At 72.7% G+C, this 17,991-nt stretch carries 20 protein-coding genes; 10 read left to right on the top strand and 10 right to left on the bottom strand.

From position 1 onward, the window contains the following. Positions 1 to 98: 98 nt before the first annotated feature. The 3 genes from ACWD11_RS29725 to ACWD11_RS29735 all read right to left on the bottom strand — a co-directional run bounded on the left by ACWD11_RS29725 (position 99) and on the right by ACWD11_RS29735 (position 1,806). On the bottom strand, positions 99 to 491 hold the full coding sequence (locus ACWD11_RS29725) for a VOC family protein (protein WP_389417077.1): 393 nt from the start codon (positions 489 to 491) through the stop codon (positions 99 to 101). A 79-nt stretch (positions 492 to 570) separates the two neighbouring features. Beyond that, on the bottom strand, positions 571 to 1,035 hold the full coding sequence (locus tag ACWD11_RS29730) for a pyridoxamine 5'-phosphate oxidase family protein (protein ID WP_451286667.1): 465 nt from the start codon (positions 1,033 to 1,035) through the stop codon (positions 571 to 573). Positions 1,036 to 1,092: 57 nt separating this feature from the next. Then, positions 1,093 to 1,806 carry a TetR/AcrR family transcriptional regulator gene (locus ACWD11_RS29735; protein ID WP_451286668.1) on the bottom strand — a complete coding sequence of 238 codons (714 nt, stop codon included), beginning with the start codon at positions 1,804 to 1,806 and terminating at the stop codon, positions 1,093 to 1,095. A 155-nt stretch (positions 1,807 to 1,961) separates the two neighbouring features. On the opposite strand from ACWD11_RS29735, the gene ACWD11_RS29740 reads away from it, so the two are divergent. Next, complete coding sequence (locus tag ACWD11_RS29740; RefSeq protein WP_451286670.1) at positions 1,962 to 3,593, top strand: amidohydrolase; 1,632 nt, start codon at positions 1,962 to 1,964, stop codon at positions 3,591 to 3,593. A gap of 99 nt (positions 3,594 to 3,692) precedes the next feature. On the opposite strand, the gene ACWD11_RS29745 is transcribed toward ACWD11_RS29740, so the two are convergent. Then, complete coding sequence (locus ACWD11_RS29745) at positions 3,693 to 4,664, bottom strand: GlxA family transcriptional regulator (protein WP_451286672.1); 972 nt, start codon at positions 4,662 to 4,664, stop codon at positions 3,693 to 3,695. Positions 4,665 to 4,735: 71 nt separating this feature from the next. Here ACWD11_RS29745 and ACWD11_RS29750 point away from each other — a divergent pair, with 71 nt between their 5' ends. Both ACWD11_RS29750 and ACWD11_RS29755 read left to right on the top strand, forming a co-directional pair. After that, positions 4,736 to 5,686, top strand: coding sequence for an NADP-dependent oxidoreductase (locus ACWD11_RS29750; RefSeq protein WP_389417072.1), 951 nt, complete (start codon positions 4,736 to 4,738; stop codon positions 5,684 to 5,686). Between the two features lie 276 nt (positions 5,687 to 5,962). After that, on the top strand, positions 5,963 to 6,343 hold the full coding sequence (locus ACWD11_RS29755) for an anti-sigma factor antagonist (RefSeq protein ID WP_389417071.1): 381 nt from the start codon (positions 5,963 to 5,965) through the stop codon (positions 6,341 to 6,343). An 89-nt stretch (positions 6,344 to 6,432) separates the two neighbouring features. Here ACWD11_RS29755 and ACWD11_RS29760 read toward each other — a convergent pair whose 3' ends face one another. Then, entirely contained in the window at positions 6,433 to 7,386 is a 954-nt protein-coding gene (locus tag ACWD11_RS29760) for a ribose-phosphate diphosphokinase (RefSeq protein ID WP_389417070.1), read from the bottom strand. Positions 7,387 to 7,550: 164 nt separating this feature from the next. Between ACWD11_RS29760 and ACWD11_RS29765 the strand changes: the two genes are divergently transcribed. From ACWD11_RS29765 to ACWD11_RS29775, 3 genes are all read left to right on the top strand, one after another. Beyond that, entirely contained in the window at positions 7,551 to 8,216 is a 666-nt protein-coding gene (locus tag ACWD11_RS29765) for a DUF4230 domain-containing protein (protein WP_389417069.1), read from the top strand. A 265-nt stretch (positions 8,217 to 8,481) separates the two neighbouring features. Then, positions 8,482 to 9,027: a VanZ family protein gene (locus tag ACWD11_RS29770; RefSeq protein WP_389417068.1), complete on the top strand. Its 546-nt coding sequence runs from the start codon at positions 8,482 to 8,484 to the stop codon at positions 9,025 to 9,027. A gap of 138 nt (positions 9,028 to 9,165) precedes the next feature. After that, positions 9,166 to 10,425: a lectin gene (locus tag ACWD11_RS29775; RefSeq protein ID WP_389417067.1), complete on the top strand. Its 1,260-nt coding sequence runs from the start codon at positions 9,166 to 9,168 to the stop codon at positions 10,423 to 10,425. Between the two features lie 43 nt (positions 10,426 to 10,468). Here ACWD11_RS29775 and ACWD11_RS29780 read toward each other — a convergent pair whose 3' ends face one another. Together ACWD11_RS29780 and ACWD11_RS29785 are read right to left on the bottom strand one after the other, a co-directional pair. Beyond that, positions 10,469 to 10,705 carry a hypothetical protein gene (locus ACWD11_RS29780; RefSeq protein WP_250076467.1) on the bottom strand — a complete coding sequence of 79 codons (237 nt, stop codon included), beginning with the start codon at positions 10,703 to 10,705 and terminating at the stop codon, positions 10,469 to 10,471. 82 nt (positions 10,706 to 10,787) lie between these two features. Then, positions 10,788 to 11,597 (bottom strand): SDR family oxidoreductase, encoded by an 810-nt coding sequence (locus ACWD11_RS29785; protein WP_389417066.1) that lies wholly within the window; start codon positions 11,595 to 11,597, stop codon positions 10,788 to 10,790. A 136-nt stretch (positions 11,598 to 11,733) separates the two neighbouring features. On the opposite strand from ACWD11_RS29785, the gene ACWD11_RS29790 reads away from it, so the two are divergent. The 3 genes from ACWD11_RS29790 (at position 11,734) to ACWD11_RS29800 (ending at position 14,654) form a co-directional block, all read left to right on the top strand. Next, positions 11,734 to 12,765 (top strand): PHP domain-containing protein, encoded by a 1,032-nt coding sequence (locus ACWD11_RS29790; protein WP_389417466.1) that lies wholly within the window; start codon positions 11,734 to 11,736, stop codon positions 12,763 to 12,765. Between the two features lie 49 nt (positions 12,766 to 12,814). Then, entirely contained in the window at positions 12,815 to 13,471 is a 657-nt protein-coding gene (locus tag ACWD11_RS29795) for an HAD family hydrolase (protein WP_451286676.1), read from the top strand. A 154-nt stretch (positions 13,472 to 13,625) separates the two neighbouring features. Continuing rightward, positions 13,626 to 14,654 carry an SDR family oxidoreductase gene (locus ACWD11_RS29800; RefSeq protein ID WP_389417064.1) on the top strand — a complete coding sequence of 343 codons (1,029 nt, stop codon included), beginning with the start codon at positions 13,626 to 13,628 and terminating at the stop codon, positions 14,652 to 14,654. A 61-nt stretch (positions 14,655 to 14,715) separates the two neighbouring features. Here ACWD11_RS29800 and ACWD11_RS29805 read toward each other — a convergent pair whose 3' ends face one another. The 3 genes from ACWD11_RS29805 to ACWD11_RS29815 form a co-directional block, all read right to left on the bottom strand. Next, positions 14,716 to 14,919: a hypothetical protein gene (locus tag ACWD11_RS29805; RefSeq protein WP_389417063.1), complete on the bottom strand. Its 204-nt coding sequence runs from the start codon at positions 14,917 to 14,919 to the stop codon at positions 14,716 to 14,718. A 63-nt stretch (positions 14,920 to 14,982) separates the two neighbouring features. After that, complete coding sequence (locus ACWD11_RS29810; RefSeq protein WP_451286679.1) at positions 14,983 to 16,242, bottom strand: ROK family protein; 1,260 nt, start codon at positions 16,240 to 16,242, stop codon at positions 14,983 to 14,985. 44 nt (positions 16,243 to 16,286) lie between these two features. Then, the gene (locus tag ACWD11_RS29815; protein ID WP_389417061.1) at positions 16,287 to 17,252 is read right to left on the bottom strand and encodes a phosphotransferase family protein; all 966 of its coding nucleotides are present in this window, start codon (positions 17,250 to 17,252) and stop codon (positions 16,287 to 16,289) included. Positions 17,253 to 17,409: 157 nt separating this feature from the next. On the opposite strand from ACWD11_RS29815, the gene ACWD11_RS29820 reads away from it, so the two are divergent. After that, positions 17,410 to 17,904, top strand: coding sequence for an FBP domain-containing protein (locus ACWD11_RS29820; protein WP_451286681.1), 495 nt, complete (start codon positions 17,410 to 17,412; stop codon positions 17,902 to 17,904). The last annotated feature ends 87 nt before the right edge of the window (positions 17,905 to 17,991 follow it).

The following is a 17,991-nucleotide window of genomic DNA, read 5'->3' on the forward strand; positions in this document are numbered from 1 at the left end:
CGAACACCACACCTGGCCCCAACCCACCCACACCGGCGCCCGAGCAGTCCGCATCAAACGACCACAACCCTCAACCACGTAATGCAACGGCATTGCCCCTAGCCCTGTTTCGGCGCCGTCGGCGTCACCAGGCGCAGGGTGAAGGAGTGGCCGGCCGGGTCGGCGTATCCGCGTTCCTCGAAGGGGCCCGAGGCGTCCTTGGTCTCCAGCGGACGGCCGCCCAGGCCGATCACCCTGCGCTCGGCCTCGTCCAGGTCCTCCACCACGAAGTCCAGATGCGTCTGGAGGGAGTTCTCCGGGCGGGGCCAGCTCGGCGGCGTCGCGTTCACGTCGCGTCGGAAGGCCAGCCGGGTACCCTCGGCGCCCCTGATCTCCACCCGGTTGGCGTTCGCCTCGGTCTGCTCGGCCTCCAGCAGCTCCTTGTAGAACACCGCGAGCTTCTCGGGCTCGGCGCAGTCGAGCACCAAGACCCCCGCTTTCACCAGCGTCATGTCTCCTCCGTACGGTCGCGGGCGCGGAGCCGAACTGCCCCGCCGCCCTTACCCGTTCGGATATCCCCGCCCGCGGAAATCAGTCCGCGACCAGCCACACCCCGTCGCGCATCAGCTCCCGCCCGGCGAGCTCGTTCGCCTCGCGCCAGGCCTGCACGCGCTGCGGCCGCACCCGGAAGTACAGGTACTCCGCGGTGAGTTCGCGCGGGTCGAAGCCGGTCCGGGCGGCGAACCGGTCCCCCTCACTCGCCCGGAGTCCGTCGGCCGTGAGCGCGTCGACAGTGCCGTCGATCATCACCACGTCCCGGGTCGGCCCGAGGCCGATCCGCACGGTGCCGGTGGCCTTGAGGTTCCGGCCGGTGGGGCTGGCGGCGGGCGTCGCGAGGAGCAGCGTCTCGCCGTCCCAGAGGAAGGACAGGGGCACGAGGTACGGCGCTCCTCCGCCGGTGCCGGCGGTGGCGACCCACAGATCCTCGTCGTGCTCCAGGCGGCGCAGGGTGTCGAGCTTGCGCTGCTTCGCGGGACGTGCGGGCGGCGGGGTCATCGGGGACAGCCTCCGGGCGGGACGTCGGTCGGTGCGGACCAGTGTGACAGCGGGTGATCACGTACGTCTCCGGGTTTCCGCGAGCCGGGCCGCCGCCGCGCCGAGCAGCAGGTCCAGCGCGGCCGGATAGGAGCTGCGGCGCATGTCGGCGACGAGATGGCGGGCGGTCGCGGCGATGTGCGGGTGGGTGTCGGCGGGCAGCCGGGCGTACGTGGCCTCCCAGACGGCGCTCTCGGCGTCCCGGGCGGCCTTCGGCAGGGCGGTGCTCGCCGAGTCCAGGGCGCCGAAGGCGAGGGCCTGGTCGACGAAGGCGTGGTAGACGCGCACCGCGTCGGGGTCGGGGAAGCCGGCTCCGCGCAGCACGCCGAGGATCGTCTCCACGGCCCGGATCTCGTGTACCCGCCCGGTCACCCGGTAGGCGCTGAGCACCGCGGCCCGGGGGTGGGCGAGCGCCCCCGCGTGCATGCGCAGGCCCAGGTCGCGCAGGTCGGCGCACCAGTCGCCGGTCGGCCGCCAGGTCCGCAGGGTGCGGCCGATCAACTCGTCGGCGATGGCGAGCATCAGGTCGTCGGTGTGCCGGAAGTAGCGGTACAGGGAGCTGGGGTCGGCGCCCAGGGCACGGCCGAGCCGGCGTACGGACAGCGCGTCGGCGCCGTGCTCCTCGATCAGCCGGAGCGCGGTGGCGACGATCAGCTCCTCGGACAGCACGACGCCCTGTTTGGTGGGGCGCCGACGCCGACGGCCGCCGGCCGGGACGACGCGGTCGCTCATGGGTGCCTCCTGGGGACCGGGGGGCCGGATGCCCTGTGGCCTGGTGGGCGCACCTTATGACAACACTGTTGACTTGTGCAGCGGGCGGCCAGTTTCATGTGCGGTCACCGGGCCTGAGGCGGCGCTGTCACCCTCCTAGTTGCAAGGAACCCCGTATGCACGCAGATCTGCTCTTCACCGGCGGCCCCGTCCTCACCCCCGAGGGCCGCACCGCCACCGCCGTGGCCGTCACCGGCGACCGCGTCACCGCCGTAGGAGGGGACGAGGTCCTGGAACTCGCCGGGCCTCGCACCGAGGTGGTGGAGCTGGCCGGACGGCTGCTGCTGCCCGGCTTCCAGGACGCGCACGTCCATCCGGTGCCGGCCGGGCTCGAACTGACCCAGTGCGATCTGACCCGGGCGAAGACCGCGGCCGAGTCGGTCGCCGCCGTGCGCGCGTACGCCGAGGCGCACCCCGAGCGGGAGTGGATCACCGGGGGCGGCTGGTCCATGGAGGCGTTCGAGGGCGGTACGCCGGCCAAGGAGCTGCTGGACGCGGTGGTGCCCGACCGGCCGGTGTATCTGCCCAACCGCGACCACCACGGCGCGTGGGTCAACAGCCGCGCCCTGGAACTGGCCGGGGTCACCCGTGACACGCCCGACCCGGCCGACGGGCGGATCGAGCGGGACGCCTCCGGCGAGCCGAGCGGGACCTTGCAGGAGGGGGCGATGCACCTGGTCGGCCGGCTCACCCCGCCCGCCACGCCCGGGGACCGGCTCGCCGCGCTGCTGCACGCCCAGCGCCATCTGCACTCCCTCGGCATCACCGCCTGGCAGGACGCGCTCGTCGGGGACTTCCCCGGCATGGACGACCCGGCCGGGGCGTATCTGGCGGCCGCCCGCGACGGCTCACTGACCGCGCGCGTCGTCGGTGCCCTGTGGTGGGACCGCGGACGCGGCGCCGAGCAGATCCCCGAACTCGTCGAGCGCCGACGGGCCTTGAGCGACGGCCGATTCCGGGCCGGCACCGTGAAGCTGATGTTGGACGGGGTCGCCGAGAACGGCACCGCGGCCCTGCTCGACCCCTACCTGGACCGGTGCGGCTGCGCCACCGCCAACCGGGGCACCAGCTTCATCGACCCCGGCCGACTCCCGGCGTACGTGACCGAGTTGGACGCGCTCGACTTCCAGTGCCATTTCCACGCGCTGGGCGACCGGGCGGTACGCGACGCCCTGGACGCGATCGAGGCGGCCCGCGGGGCGAACGGGCCGAGCGACACACGGCCGCACCTGGCCCATCTCCAGGTCGTGCACCCCGATGACGTACCGCGGTTCGCGGCGCTCGGGGCCACGGCGAACATCCAGCCGCTGTGGGCGGCGCACGAACCGCAGATGGACGAGCTGACCATTCCCTTCCTCGGGCCCGAACGGGCCGGATGGCAGTACCCGTTCGGCGCGCTGCTGCGCTCCGGTGCCCGGCTCGCGGCGGGCAGCGACTGGCCGGTCAGCAGCCCCGACCCGCTGGAGGGCATCCATGTGGCGGTGAACCGGGTGGCGCCCGGCGGCACCGGGCCGGTGTTCCTGCCCGCCGAACGCATCGCGCTCGCCGAGGCGTTGGCCGCCTACACGGCCGGATCGGCGTACGCGAACCATCTCGACGACACCGGTGCGGTGCGGCCGGGGGCGCTGGCGGATCTCGTGGTCCTGGACCGCGACCCGTTCGCCGGGCCGCCGGAGGAGATCGCGCAGGCCCGGGTGGCACGGACCTATGTGGGGGGCGCGCGGGTCTACGCAGCTCAAGGGGAGTAAGCAGGAACCGGCTCGAGTGCAGCACCCTGCCGCCCTCGCGGCAGCCGGTGCGAGGCACATTCGGCTGCTCGGTCTCGAAGCACGCCGCACCGGGAACGTTCAGGCGCGGCGCGATTCCTGGAACGTGCGCCGGTACGCCTGGGGTGAGACGCCGATCGCCGCGTGCAGATGCTGGCGCAGGGAGGCGCCCGTGGCGAAGCCGACCTCGCCGGCGATGTGGTCCACCGGCAGGTCGCTGGCCTCCAGCAGATGACGGGCCCGGACGATCCGCTGCTGGATCAGCCAGCGGCCGGGGCTGAGACCCACTTCGTCGCTGAAGCGACGGGCGAAGGTGCGCCGGCTCATCCGGGCGTGGGCGGCGAGGTCGGCCAGCGTCAGCGGCTCGCCGAGCCGCTCCAGGGCCCAGGCCCGGGTGGCCGCGGTGCCGGCGGCGCCCTGGTCGGGGACCGGCTGCTCGATGTACTGGGCCTGGCCGCCGTCCCGGAAGGGCGGCACGACACAGCGGCGGGCGACACGGTTGGCCAGCTCGCTGCCGTGGTCCTTGCGGACCAGATGCAGACAGATGTCGACACCGGAGGCGGCACCGGCCGAGGTGAGCATGCGGCCGTCGTCGACGAACAGCACATCGGGGTCGACGTCGACCCGCGGGAATCTGCGGCGGAACCAGTCGGTCACCTGCCAGTGGGTGGTGGCCCTGCGGCCGTCGAGCAGTCCGGCCGCGGCGAGCACGAAGGCGCCGGTGCAGATGGAGACCACGCGCGCCTCGGGGCGGATCAGCGCCAGGGCGGCGCCGATCTCGTCCGGGAGCTCGTCGGGGATGTGCGCCGGTTCGATCGCGGTGATCACCACGGTGTCGGCGGTGGCCAGGATCTCCGGACCGTGGGCGACGCCGATGGTGAAGTCGGCGCTGGTGCGCACCGGCTGTCCGTCGACGCTGCACGTCAGCACCTCGTACCGGCCCTCCGCGGCGCCCAGGATCCGGGCCGGGATGCCCAGCTCGAAGGGGTAGGCACCCTCCAGCGCCAGGACGACGACCCGCTCCACTCCCCGCTCCGCATGTTCTCGCTGCATGGCACGATCCTATCGAACGGTGGCAATCTTGCCATTGTCCGGACGGGCGGCACCCGCCAGGCTGGATGACCATGAACACTGTGAACACCATGCGCGCCATCGGTCAGGACGTCCTCGGCGGTCCCGAGGTCCTCAAGGAAGTCGAGCTGCAGCGGCCGTCGCCGCGCCCCAACGAGATCCTGGTCCGGATGCGGGCGGCCGGGATCAACCCCACCGACTGGAAGCACCGCGCCCACGGCGGCTTCCTGGGCCGGCCGCCCTTCGTCCTCGGCTGGGACGTCTCCGGAGTGGTCGAGGAGGTCGGCATCGGCGTCGCCCGCTTCCAGCCCGGCGACGAGGTCTTCGGCATGCTGCCGTACCCCTTCGGCCATGGCTCGCACGCCGAGTTCGTGACCGGTCCGGCCCGCGCCTTCGCCCTGAAGCCCGCCGTGATCGACCACGTCCAGGCGGGCGCGCTGCCGCTGGTCTCGCTGACCGCGTGGCAGGCGCTGGCCGAGACGGCCGACCTGCAGGCCGGGCAGCGGGTGCTGATCCACGCGGCGGCCGGCGGGGTGGGGCACGTGGCCGTGCAGATCGCCAAGGCGCGCGGCGCCTACGTCATCGGCACGGCGAGCGAGGGCAAGCACGACTTCCTGCGCGAGCTCGGCGCGGACGAGCTGATCGACTACCGGTCGACGGACTTCGCCGAGGCCGTGCGGGACGTCGATGTCGTCCTGGACACCATCGGTGACGACTACAGCCTGCGCTCGCTGCGGGTGCTGCGCCCCGGCGGGCTGCTGGTGTCGATCCTGCCGGTCGGCTCGGACGAGCTGTACCAGGAGGCCGAGCGGCTGGGCGTGCGTGCCCTGCGGATGCTCGTCGACGCCTCGCACTCCGGGATGAGGGCCGTCGCGGACCTGGTCGAGCGGGGCGCCCTGCGGGCCACGATCGCCGGTACCTTCCCGCTGGCCGACGCCGCCGAGGCGCACCGGCTCGGCGACACGGGCCGGACCACCGGAAAGCTGGTCCTGCTCGGCGAGTGACCGGGCCCGGACCAGCGGCGCCGGCTCGACCGGCGCCGCCCGCGCGCTCGTCTCCCGCACCGCCTGATCGAGGTCCGCGAACGGACGGCCGCCGATCGGGCGGTGCGGTTCGAGTCGTCGACCGCGCCACCCGGCGCACTCCGGCGCTCGATTCAAAGACATATGTCAATCGAACATGCTCAAATGCACGCCATCGAGGGTAACTTGCAGTGCGGGAACGCTTTCGTTCCACCCACAACCCCGCCGCCCTGGCCGCAAGTTGGAGGCGATGTCGTCGTGCAGCAGGAGCCTGCGCCGCTCACCCGCCACTTGCGCGTCCGCCAGGACCGGGGGCACACGGTCCTGGAGTTCCACGGCGAGATCGACATCGCCGCGGCGGTCGAACTCCTTCCCTGGCTCGACCGGTTGACGGCCGGCCCGCACCCGCGGATCGTGATCGACCTGCGGCCCGCGGAGTTCTTCGACTGCTCAGGGCTGCGGCTGCTGTACCGGGCGCGCGGCCGGGTCCTCGACCACGGCGGCCAGCTCTTCCTGGTCTGCGTCCATCCGCTCACCCTGCGCGTGCTGCGGCTGACCGGGCTCTCCCGGCTGCTGCCTCCGCATCCGACGCTGGACGCGGCCCTGGGCCGGCCCGAGGCCGCGTCCGGCTCGGTGTGACCCGGCGGCTACGTCACGACCCTGGTGACCTGTCCGGCGCCCACGGTCCGCCCGCCCTCGCGGATCGCCGGATACCCGCTGTCCCCTGTCTATTCGCTCCGCGGCGCGTCGAACAGGGCGCTGACGGACTCACCGTTGTGAATGCGCCGTACGGCCTCGGCGAGCTGCGGGGCGACGGTCAGCACCCGCAGCTTGTCGGTGCGCTCCTCGTCCGGGACCGGCACGGTGTTGGTGCACACGATCTCCAGTACGTCGGGCTGCTCACCGATCCGCTTGAGCGCGCCGGACGTGAACAGGCCGTGGGTGCAGGCCACCCGGATGGACCGCGCCCCCAGCTCCCGCAACCGGTCGAGGAGTTCGAGGACCGTGCTGCCCTTGGCGATCTCGTCGTCCAGCACGATGACGTCGCGGCCGGCGACCTCACCGATCACGGAGTTGATGCTGACCCGGTCGTCCGCGAAACGCTGCTTGGCGCCCGCGGCGACCTGGGCGCCGAGCATCCGGGCGAACGCGGCGGCCTCCTTGGCGTTGCCGAGGTCGGGCGAGACGACGGTCGTGCGGGACAGGTCGTGGTGGCGGAAGTGGGTGGCCAGTTCGCGCAGCGCGTGCAGGTGGTCGACGGGCACCGAGAAGAAGCCGTGCACCTGTGGCGAGTGCAGTGTCATGGCGAGCACGCGGCTCGCCCCGGCCGCGACCATCAGGTCGGCGACCAGGCGCCCGCCGAGCGAGATCCGGGGCGCGTCCTTCTTGTCGGAGCGGGCGTAGGAGTAGTGCGGCATGACGACGGTGATCCGGCCGGCGGACGCGCCGCGGGCCGCGTCGCACATCAGCAGCAGTTCCACCAGGTGTTCCTGAACCGGCGCGACCAGCGGCTGGACGAGAAAGACGTCCCGTTCCCGGCAGTTGGCCTGGAGCTGCACCTCCAGGCAGTCGTTGGCGAACCGGCTGACCCGGGTGGGGCTGAGCGGCACGCCCAGGTGCGCGCAGACCTCCGCCGCCAGGTCGGGGTGGGCGCTACCGCTGAACACCGCGATGTCTCGCACGAACCGCTCCTCGCATGATCACTCCGGCTGGCGCGCCTCATGCTACTGACCGGCTTCGCGCCCCTGCGCCCCGCCTGCCTCCGCCGGGTGTGCCCTTCGGACAAGCCCCGGGTCTCGCACGGCTTTTGGGGGGCATTCGAACGGTAGGAAGGAGGGCCGTCGCCATGTCGACTCCCATCAGACGCCTCCCCAGGCGCATGCCCGGCTGGGCGAAGGCCGTGAGCGCCGTAGTGCTGGTGCTGGCCGTGCTGTTCGCCGGGATCGGGCTGACCGTGCTCCCGGGGCTGAAGGACCTCTTCGGCACCGAGACCCACGACCGATCGGGTCCCGCGCTGCTGCAGTCCATCCAGGACATCAGCCGCTACGACGCCGCCTCGGGCAACTTCCAGGTCGTGGTGGACCTGGAGAAGGACGCCAAGTACCTGCCCGACGCGATCCGCGGCTCGCGCACGCTGTACGTCGGGGCGGGCAGCGTGGACGCCTATGTCGACCTCGGCAAGGTCGGCGACAACGACGTCAAGGTCAACGAGGACCGGACGTCGGCCACGATCCGGCTGCCGCACGCGAAACTCGGCGAGCCCGCGCTCGACCCCGACCGCTCCTACGCCGTCTCCAAGCAGCGCGGGCTGCTCGACCGGTTCGGCGACCTGTTCTCGGACAACCCCAACAGCGAGCAGGCGGTGCAGAAGCTCGCCGCGAAGCACATCGGCGACGCCGCGAAGGAGAGCGAGCTGACCCGGCGCGCCGAGGGCAACACCACCGGCATGCTCAAGGGCCTGCTGCGCTCGCTCGGCTTCAAGGAGGTGAAGGTCGTCTTCGGCACCACGTGACCGGACACCCGAGCCCTGTGCGGAGCGCCGATCAGCCAGGCCAAGCAGTCCACGCCGGGGCGGACCTGAAGACGCCTGAGCGGAACCGCCCGGACCGCCGCGGCAAGCCGCCGGTCCGGGCGGGCCCTGGCGACCGCCGTGAGCAGTCGGCCGTTCAGGACGCGGGCGGCGGCCTCGGGTTCGAGGGGGCTCGGCGGCATCCTCGGGCAGTCAGCGGGTAACCGCCTTGCGACAAAGGGACATGGAAGACCGGAGGACCAACCGCATGGCCCGTGCAGCCTTTCGATCCCGCGCCGAGATGTTCCGGCCGCGCCCGCGCAAGCCCCCGCCGGTGACCGAACCCGAGAAGACACCCCGCTCCGCCCACCCACTCCGCTTCCTCGGCCGGTTGCTTGCGATGCTGTGCGCGTTCACGCTCATGGTGGGCTTCGCGGTGGTGCTCGCCAAGCTGACGCTCGAACCGTCCCCCGCCTCGGAGTCCCTGACGCACACCAACCTGCGTCCGGGCCGGTCGCTCAGGGCCTATCTGGACCAGCCCGAACTGCGCGACGCGGTCAAGCAGATCGGCGGGAACCTGCTCCTGGGCATCCCCTTCGGGGTGCTCGCCCCGGTCGTCGCTCCCAAGACCCGCGGGGTGATCCGGGTGCTGCTGCTCACCGCGACGGTGATGCTCCTGGTCGAGTTCGCCCAGGGAGCCATGATCACCGGCCGCGCGTTCGACATCGACGACGTCATCCTGAACACCACGGGCGCGCTCATCGGCTACCTGCTGCTGGGCCGACGGATGGGCCGGGCGGTGCACGCTCGCTAGTCGGTAACGGTAACTCCTGGTCCGTACCAAGGTATTGACGCCCCGTTACCTCACTCCTTAAATCAAGAGGCGACACTTTCACCCCCCCACCTCGGTTCGGCGCCCTTTCCCCCTGGGGTGCCGACAGAAGGGAGAGTCGTGCCCTCTTCCCGTAGATCCCGTGAATCACGCAGAACCCGCGGCCCGCGCGCCTGGCTGCCGGCCGCCCTGTCGGCCGTACTGGTCGCGACCGCCGCGACCGGGCCCGCCCGGGCCGACACCGACGCGGACGCCGGTGTCACCGCGGTGACGTTCTCCGACACCTTCGACGGGCCCGCCGGATCGGCGGTCGACTCCTCGAAGTGGCAGATGGAGACCGGCGACAACGTCAACAACCACGAGCGGCAGTACTACACGGCCGGCAACCGCAACGCCGCCCTCGACGGCCAGGGCAACCTGGTCATCACGGCCCGGCGCGAGAACCCCGCCAACTACCAGTGCTGGTACGGGACCTGCCAGTACACCTCGGCCCGGCTGAACACCGCGGGGAAGTTCACCGCGCAGTACGGGCACATCGAGGCGCGCATCAAGGTGCCGCGCGGGCAGGGCATGTGGCCCGCGTTCTGGATGCTCGGCACCCCGGTGAACTGGCCGGACTCGGGCGAGATCGACATCATGGAGAACGTCGGCTTCGAACCCTCCACGGTCCACGGCACGATCCACGGCCCCGGCTACTCCGGCGCGGGCGGCATCGGCGCGGGATACACCCTGCCGGGCGGGCAGGCCTTCGCCGACGCCTTCCACACCTTCGCCATCGACTGGGCGCCCGACTCGATCACCTGGTCCGTGGACGGCAACGTCTACCAGCGGCGCACCCCGGCCGACCTGGGCGGCCGCGCCTGGGTCTTCAACAAGCCGTTCTTCCTGATCCTGAACCTCGCGGTCGGCGGGTACTGGCCCGGCGACCCGGACGGCTCCACCGTCTTCCCGCAGCAGATGGTCGTCGACCACGTGACCGTGACCACGGCCGACACTCCCACGGGCGGCGCGATCAGGGGCCTGGCCGGCAAGTGCGTCGACGTGGCCGGGGCGAACTCCGCCAACGGCACCCCGGTACAGCTCTACGACTGCAACGGCACCGCCGCCCAGCGGTGGACGGTCGGCGCGGACGGCACGATCCGGGCGCTCGGCAAGTGTCTGGACGTCTCCGGGGCGGGCACCGCCGACGGCACCCCCGTACAGCTGTGGGACTGCAATGGCACTGCCGCCCAGCGGTGGACGGTCACCGCGGCCCGCGACATCGTCAACCCGCAGGCGAACAAATGCCTGGACGTGACCGGCCACAACGCGGCCAACGGCACCCGGCTCCAGATCTGGTCCTGCACCGGCGCCGCCAACCAGAAGTGGACGGTCGGCTGAGAGCCACTGAGGTCGGCTGAACCGCTGAAGGTCGGCTGGGCCGCTAGTGCCGGGTCCAGGTGAACTTGTCGCCGCCCACCCAGCGCACCACGTCCGGGTCGTCCAGGTCATGGACGGTGATGCCGAAGGCGGCGGCGGTGGACAGGACGTCGGTGACGGCTTTCGCCTCCCCGACCACAATGCCGTCGATCTCCACGATGCGGAACGGGGGCGTGCCCGGCTGGACCCCGAGCACCATGATCCGTGGATGGGAGATGTACGGGCTCGCGATTTCGGTCATGCAATAGAGCGTAAATCGCATCCGCCGTTCGCGAACCTCGCAGGTCACCCGGTCAGCGCGTCAGGACCGCAGGGCCGCCCGCTCACGGCCGCCGCCAGTCGTCGGCGGTCAGGTGTGAACCGGCCTGCGGTCCCATGCGCAGCATGCCGCCGTCGACGCTCCAGGAGGCACCGGTGACGTAGGACGCGTCCGGTCCGGCGAGGAAAGCGATCACGGCGGCGACCTCCCGGGCGTCGCCGGGCCGCCCGAGCGGCACGCCGGGGCGGCGCTCGGTGTGCGGGTCGGTGTCCTCCTGGCCGGTCATCGGCGTGGCGATCTCGCCGGGCGCGACCGCGTTGACGGTGATGCCGTGCTCGGCCAGCTCCAGGGCCATCACCTGGGTCAGCAGGCCCAGGCCGCCCTTGGCCGCGCAGTACGGTGCCGCGCCGACCCGCGGCTGATGCTCGTGGACGGAGGTGACGTTGACGATCCGGCCGCCGTCGCCCTGCCGGATCATGTGCCGGGCCGCCTTCTGTCCGCACAGGAAGGGCCCGACCAGGTTCACGTCGAGGACCTCGCGGACGTCGTCGAGCTTCAGGTCGAGGAAGAGCGTGCGGGTGCCGATGCCGGCGTTGTTGACCAGGACGTCCAGCCGGCCGAGCCGGTCGCACAGCTCGTCGATCGTGTCGGCCGCCTCGGGCAGCCGGGTGAGGTCCATCTGCGCCACGGCGGCCCGCCGGCCCTGTGCGCGGACCTCTGCGGCGGTCTCCTCGGCGCCCCGCCGGTCGCCGTGCCAGGTGATGCCGATGTCCAGTCCCGCCTGTGCGAGACGGACCGCCGTGGCCCGGCCGATGCCGGAGTCGGCGCCGGTGATGACGGCCACCTTGCCGGTGGACTCGGTGGGGAGGGACATATCGGGCCTCTTCCTCGGGCGGATCTTCGGGCGGACGAAATCTGCGCATCGCGATACCCGGGGCGGGTGGCGCGCAAACGGAGGGCCCGCCGTGCGGCTGCCGCCCCGCTGGGGAACCCTGGAGGCGGAGGTGGCGATGGATCCCGTCGAGGCACTGGAGCGGATCGCCTTCCTGCTGGAGCGATCCTTGGCGCCGACTTATCGGGTACGCGCCTTCCGCACCGCGGCCCGGGTGCTGGCGGCGCTGCCGGAGGCGGAACTGCGCGAGCGGGCCGCCGCCGGGACGCTGGAGGCGCTCGGCGGTGTCGGCCCGAAGACGGCGCAGGTGGCGCGGGAGGCGCTGGCCGGGCAGGTCCCCGGCTATCTGGAGAAGCTGGAGGCCGAGGCGCCGTCCGGGGCGGACCGCACCGGACTGCGGGCGCTGCTGCGCGGGGACTGCCATCTGCACTCCGACTGGTCGGACGGCGGCAGCCCGATCGAGGAGATGGGCCGGACGGCGGCCGACCTGGGGCACGAGTGGGCGGTGCTGACCGACCACTCCCCGCGGCTGACGGTGGCCCGCGGCCTGTCGGCGGACCGGCTGCGCGAGCAACTGGACGTGGTGGCGGCGCTGAACGAGACCTGGGCGCCGTTCCGGCTGCTGACCGGCATCGAGTGCGACATCCTCGACGACGGCTCGCTCGACCAGGAGCCGGAGCTGCTGGACCGGCTGGACGTGGTGGTGGTCTCCGTCCACTCCAAGCTGCGGATGGACGCCCGCTCGATGACCCGCCGGATGGTGGCCGCCGTCCGCAATCCGCATGCCGACGTGCTCGGGCACTGCACCGGGCGGCTGGTCACCGGGCGGGGGCGGCCGGAGTCCCAGTTCGACGCGGACGAGGTGTTCGGCGCCTGCGCGGAGAGCGGCACCGCGGTGGAGATCAACAGCAGGCCCGAGCGGCTCGACCCGCCCCGGCGGCTGCTGCGGCGGGCGGTGGAGGCGGGGGTGCTGTTCTCGATCGACACCGACGCCCACGCGCCCGGCCAGCTGGACTGGCAGGTCCTCGGCTGCGCCCGGGCCGAGGAGTGCGGGGTGCCCGCGGACCGGGTGGTCACCACCTGGCCGCTGGAGGAACTGCTGGCCTGGACCCGGGAGGGGCGCCTGCCGGCACGCTTGGCGGGCTCCTGACGTGGTACTCGACAACTTCCGGGACTCATGGACGACGAAGGGACGGCGCATGGGACGCGCGGCCGTGTTCGACGTCGACGGCACGCTCGTCGACACCAACCACCTGCACGCGGTGACCTGGTGGGAGGCCTTCCGGCAGGCGGGCCACACGGTGCCCATGCACGCCATCCACCGGGCGATCGGACTCGGCTCCGACGACCTGATCGCCCACCTCCTCGGTGACGACCGCGGCAAGGAGGCCGACGAGGAGCTGAGCGCCGCGCACAAGGCGCTGTACGGGCAGTACTTCGACCGGCTGCCCGCCCTGGCGGACGCCGGACGGCTGCTGCGGCGGCTGCACCAGGACGGCTGGACGGTGGTGCTGGCCACCTCGGCCGGCGGCGGCGAACTGGGCGCGCTGCGGCGGGCCATCGACGCGGACGACGCCATCGCCGCGACGGCGAGCGCGGACGACGTGGAACAGGGCAAACCCGCGCCCGAGCCGGTGGAGCACGCGCTGGAACTGGCCGGCGTGCCCGCCGAGCGGGCGGTGTTCGTCGGGGACACCGTGTGGGACATGCGCGCGGGCACCCGCGCCGGGGTGCGGTGCGTCGCCGTGCTGTGCGGGGGCATTCCGCGGTCCGACCTGGTGGAGGCGGGCGCGGACGAGGTCTACGACGATCCCGCGCACCTGCTGGCCTCCCTCGAGCACGGCCCGTTCGCATGAGGTGACACGCCCGGCGGCCGCCCTCCGCGCCCGCCCCTGATCGCCCCGATCGTGATTCCCCCGTCGCGGTCGGGGCCCTTTTTGTGTCCTCTTCGTGTCCTCGCGCATTTCCGGGTACTCGGTACTCCCCCGCAGCGGCCGAGAGGAGCCGAAGGTGACCAGCACACAGGGCAGCAGGATCGTTGTCACCGGCGCCACGGGGAACGTCGGCACGAGTGTGGTGCGGCTGCTTTCCGAGGATCCGGGGGTCGGCTCCGTACTGGGGCTGGCCCGCAGGGTTCCCGAGTGGTCGCCGCCGAAGACGGAGTGGGCGGCAGTCGATCTGGCGTCCGCGCAGACCGATCTGGTGAAGGTCTTCGACGGCGCCACGGCCGTGGTCCATCTGGCCTGGGCGTTCCAGCCCACGCACGATCCGGCCGTGACCTGGCGGACCAACGTCCTGGGCAGCATCCGCGTTTTCGAGGCGGTGGCCGCGGCGAAGGTGCCCACCTTGGTGCACGCCTCGTCGGTCGGCGCGTACTCCCCCGGTCCGAAGGACCACCCCGTGGACGAGTCATGGCCGACGCACGGCTGGCCGGACGCCGCCTACTGCCGGGAGAAGGCGTATCTGGAGCGGACGCTGGACGCCTTCGACCGGGCGCACCCGAAGGTGCGCGTGGTGCGGATGCGGCCCGCCTTCCTGTTCAAGCGGGAGTCGGCGAGCGAGCAGCGCAGGATCTTCGGCGGCCGCTTCCTGCCGGGGCCACTGGCGCGCCCGGAGCTGCTGCCCTTCCTGCCCGACATCCCGGGCCTGCGCGTGCAGGCGCTGCACACCGACGACGCGGCCGAGGCGTACCGGCTCGCGATCGGCTCGGACGTGCGCGGCGCCTTCAACCTGGCGGCCGATCCGCCGGTGGACGCGCACCTGCTCGGCGAGATGTTCCACGCCCGTCCGGTACGGCTGCCGCGCACGGCCGCCCGCTCGGCGATCGCCGCCGCCTGGGGGCTGCATCTGTTGCCGGCCTCGCCGCATTTGTTCGACGCCGTGCTGCGGCTGCCCCTGATGGACAGCAGCCGCGCTCGCACGGAACTGGGCTGGAGCCCCCGGCACACGGCGACCGAGGTCCTGGCGGAGTTCCTGCACGGCCTCCAGCACGGTGCGGGCGCGGACACGGCGCCCCTGCGGGGTCGTAAGGCCAGCTAGCCGAGAGCGGGACGACCAGTATTGGTCGTCCCGCTCTCTCGGATTTCAGCGCTCCGAAGTCTCAGGCCGTCGACTCCTCCGGCTCCGGGTCATCCGTCAACGGGGCTGTGTCGCCGCGGCGGCCGCCGGCCTCGTCGGACTCCGGGACGTCCTCGCCCTGTTCCACGTCCTCGGGGGCCGGGTCCACGTCCCAGTGGTCCTCCCCCTCGCCCGCCTGCTGATCCGGCAGATCGCGCGGGACGGGCCCGCCGTTCTCGTCGGTCACGGCGTCCTCCTTCCCTCACATGGCCAAGGTCACGCGAGTACCTCCGGGCCGTGCGGCGAAACGTCAGCGCGGGGTACGTTCGTCCAGAGCCGTCTGCCAGGCGGGCCGCGGGCTCTCGGGAGCCGGGGCGGCGCGGCTGCCGCCGTGGGCGAAGAAGTCCGCGAGCGGCAGGATCGCGGCGCCCACGGTGACCGCGTCCGGGCCCAGCCCGCCGAGGTCGATGGTGACCCGCCCGGCGGGGTGCCGCAGCGCGTACGCCCCCGCGTGGCGCCGGATGCCGGGCAGCAGCGCGGGGCCGAGCAGCAGGCCGGCCCAGCCGCCGATCAGGATGCGCTCGGGCTGGAACAGGTTGATCAGGTCCGCCAGACCGGCCCCGATGTACTCGGCGGTCTCGTCCAGCAGGGCCCGCGCCCCGGGATCGGCGACCAGGGCGGCCAGGGCGCTCTCCTGTCCCGAGCCCTCCGGCGGGCGTCCGCCCTGCTCGCGCCAGCGTTCGAGCAGGCCCTCCGCGCCGGCGTAGGCCTCCAGGCAGCCGAGCGCGCCGCACCGGCAGCGGCGGCCCCCGACCCGTACGGTCAGATGCCCGCCCTCCACGGCCCGTCCGTCCTCGGCCTCCGGGGTGACGACACAGGCTCCGACGCCGGAGCCGAAGAGGACGACGATCGCGCTGCGGGCGCCGCGTCCGGCCCCGAACCACATCTCCGCCTGGCCGAGGGTCCGGGCCCCGTTGTCGATGAAGTACGGGACGGAAGAGGGCAGTTCGCACCGCTCGCGGAGGAGCGACTCCAGGGCCACGGCGTCCCAGCCGATGGTCTGCCCGTGCACCACCGCGCCGCGGTCCGGGGTGTGCTCCACGATGCCGGGGACGCCGATGCCGACGCCGAGCAGCCGCTCCGGGGCGAGGTCCGCGGCGGTGAGCACCTCGGTGAGGGCGTCCCGGATGTGCCCGACGACGACATCGACCTCGTACCCCTCGGGGCCCAACGGCCTTTCGGCGCGGGCGAGTTCGGTCAGCGCTACGTCGAACAGCTCGACCCGGACCCGGGTTTCGCCGACGTCGACGCCGATCATGTGGCCGCTGGCGGGCGCCACCCTGAGCAGGGTGCGGGGCCGTCCGCCGTCGGAGTCGACGTTTCCGGCCTCCTCCAGCACGCCGTCCGCGAGCAGGTCGGCGACGACGTTGCTGACCGAGCCGGAGCTGAGCCCGGTGGCCGGGCCGAGCTCGAAGCGGCTGAGGGGACCGTCGAAGTAGAGGCACTGGAGGACGACCGCGCGGTTGGCCCGGCGGAGATCACGTACCGTTCGCCTGTTCCGGCCCACCATCTGGCTCCCCCTTCGACCCGCCGTCCGACCTGGAAGATACCGGCTCAGCGTCCCAGCTCGGCGATCTCGTCGAGCGCGGCCACCAGTTCGGGCCCGACGGTCTCGCGCGTCCATCGCAGCCGCCCGGCGCCGACGGCACGCGGCACGGTCTCCGTGAGCATGATCAGGTACAGGTAGGCCCGGTACAGGGCGAGCCGCAGCCGGGTGGGCGTGTCGAACTCGACGAGGCCCCCGGCCTCCCGGTAGCCGGCGAGGAACGCCTCGTCCTTCTCGATGTCCCCGAGCAGCGCCAGGGAGACGAAGTCGGCGACCGGGTCGCCCCAGAACATCCGCTCGCCGTCGATGAGCCCGCCGATGCGGGGCGCGCCGGTCGAGCGGTCGACCAGGATGTTGCCGCGCCACAGGTCGAAGTGGACCAGACGGGGGACGGTGATCGCGGCGAGTGCCGGGTAGCCGGCCCGGAGGGCGCGGGCCGTCTCCTCGACGGGGCGGGGCAGCCAGGGGCGATAGCGGCGGGCGTCGTCGAGGACGGCGTCGAGCATGCCGGTGAAGGCGGTCCGCCAGTCGGCGGCGAGCGGACCGAGGGCGCCGGAGGGACAGCCGTGACCCGGCCCGCTCACCCGGTGCAGCAGTGCCACCTGTCGGCCCAGCTCGGCGCGCAGCTGCCGCTCTTCGGCGTCCGTGAGCGTGTCGTCCCACCCGTCGCCGGGGCAGGCCGTCATCAGCAGCTCGCCCGGGGTGGCGGCGACGACCCGCGGAGCCGTCACGCCGACGGTCGCCGCCGCGCGGTAGAAGTCCGCCTCGGAGACAAGAAGGTCCCGCTCGTGCCGCAGCCCCGGCACGGTCCGGGCGGGCGGCACCTTCAGCACGTACCGGCTGCCGTCGGCGAGCAGGAGCTCTTCCACGGTGTTGTAGGTCCCGCCGGTCAGCGGGCGCACCCCGGTGAGGTCGCCCGGGGGCAGCCCCGCCACGCTCAGGATCCGCCCGGCCCGCTCCCATGAGTCCGCCACGTCGCCCCCTCGGTCGGTCGCCCCGCGCACCCCCGTGCGCTCGCGGCACAGCCTACGGACCCTAATTGGCTGGCCCCTCCCGGAGAGTCACGTTTAGCCTTAGCCAGAAACCTAGGAACACTAGGTTCACGTAAGGACAGCACCCCAGGAGGCCCCCATGCGACCCCTCACCGAGCCGGAGATCCGCACGTCGTTCGTCAACTGCTCCAAGGGCGAGGCCAAGCGCCTCGCCGTCCCCCGGGACCTGGACCGGCTCCCCTGGGCCGACCTGGACTTCCTGGGCTGGCGAGATCCGGGGGCGTCCGACCGCAGCTATCTGGTCACCGAGCGGGACGGACGGCTCGTCGGCATCACGCTCCGCTTCCCGTCCTCCCAGCGCGGGTTCCTGCACCGCAGCATGTGCTCGCTGTGCCTGACGACCCACCGGGGCGGCGGGGTGTCCCTGATGACCGCGCGCAAAGCCGGTGCCGCCGGGCGCGAGGGCAATTCCGTCGGCCTTTACATGTGCACCGACCTCGCCTGCTCCCTCTACCTCCGCGGCAAGAAGGTCCCCGACTCGGGGGCCCGGATCGAGGAGAGCCTCACGCAAGCGGAACAGGTGGCACGCACCGAGGCCAACCTCACGGCCTTCCTGGACAAGCTGTACGCATGAGCCGTCCCGGGCAGCGGACGGGGCCGGCCGCCAGGAGGACGGGCGTCGGAGCGCCGAGGATGATGAGCAGGGGCGGCGGACCGTTGC

It is taken from the genome of Streptomyces sp. NPDC002776 (assembly GCF_053592195.1).

What these genes read in the sequence shown, in the direction of transcription:
- ACWD11_RS29725 (WP_389417077.1), bottom strand. Translation starts at nt 491, where the DNA reads ATGACGCTGGTGAAAGCGGGGGTCTTGGTGCTCGACTGCGCCGAGCCC.
- ACWD11_RS29730 (WP_451286667.1), bottom strand. Translation starts at nt 1,035, where the DNA reads ATGACCCCGCCGCCCGCACGTCCCGCGAAGCAGCGCAAGCTCGACACC.
- ACWD11_RS29735 (WP_451286668.1), bottom strand. Translation starts at nt 1,806, where the DNA reads ATGAGCGACCGCGTCGTCCCGGCCGGCGGCCGTCGGCGTCGGCGCCCC.
- ACWD11_RS29740 (WP_451286670.1), top strand. Translation starts at nt 1,962, where the DNA reads ATGCACGCAGATCTGCTCTTCACCGGCGGCCCCGTCCTCACCCCCGAG.
- ACWD11_RS29745 (WP_451286672.1), bottom strand. Translation starts at nt 4,664, where the DNA reads ATGCAGCGAGAACATGCGGAGCGGGGAGTGGAGCGGGTCGTCGTCCTG.
- ACWD11_RS29750 (WP_389417072.1), top strand. Translation starts at nt 4,736, where the DNA reads ATGAACACTGTGAACACCATGCGCGCCATCGGTCAGGACGTCCTCGGC.
- ACWD11_RS29765 (WP_389417069.1), top strand. Translation starts at nt 7,551, where the DNA reads ATGTCGACTCCCATCAGACGCCTCCCCAGGCGCATGCCCGGCTGGGCG.
- ACWD11_RS29770 (WP_389417068.1), top strand. Translation starts at nt 8,482, where the DNA reads ATGGCCCGTGCAGCCTTTCGATCCCGCGCCGAGATGTTCCGGCCGCGC.
- ACWD11_RS29780 (WP_250076467.1), bottom strand. Translation starts at nt 10,705, where the DNA reads ATGACCGAAATCGCGAGCCCGTACATCTCCCATCCACGGATCATGGTG.
- ACWD11_RS29785 (WP_389417066.1), bottom strand. Translation starts at nt 11,597, where the DNA reads ATGTCCCTCCCCACCGAGTCCACCGGCAAGGTGGCCGTCATCACCGGC.
- ACWD11_RS29790 (WP_389417466.1), top strand. Translation starts at nt 11,734, where the DNA reads ATGGATCCCGTCGAGGCACTGGAGCGGATCGCCTTCCTGCTGGAGCGA.
- ACWD11_RS29795 (WP_451286676.1), top strand. Translation starts at nt 12,815, where the DNA reads ATGGGACGCGCGGCCGTGTTCGACGTCGACGGCACGCTCGTCGACACC.
- ACWD11_RS29810 (WP_451286679.1), bottom strand. Translation starts at nt 16,242, where the DNA reads ATGGTGGGCCGGAACAGGCGAACGGTACGTGATCTCCGCCGGGCCAAC.
- ACWD11_RS29820 (WP_451286681.1), top strand. Translation starts at nt 17,410, where the DNA reads ATGCGACCCCTCACCGAGCCGGAGATCCGCACGTCGTTCGTCAACTGC.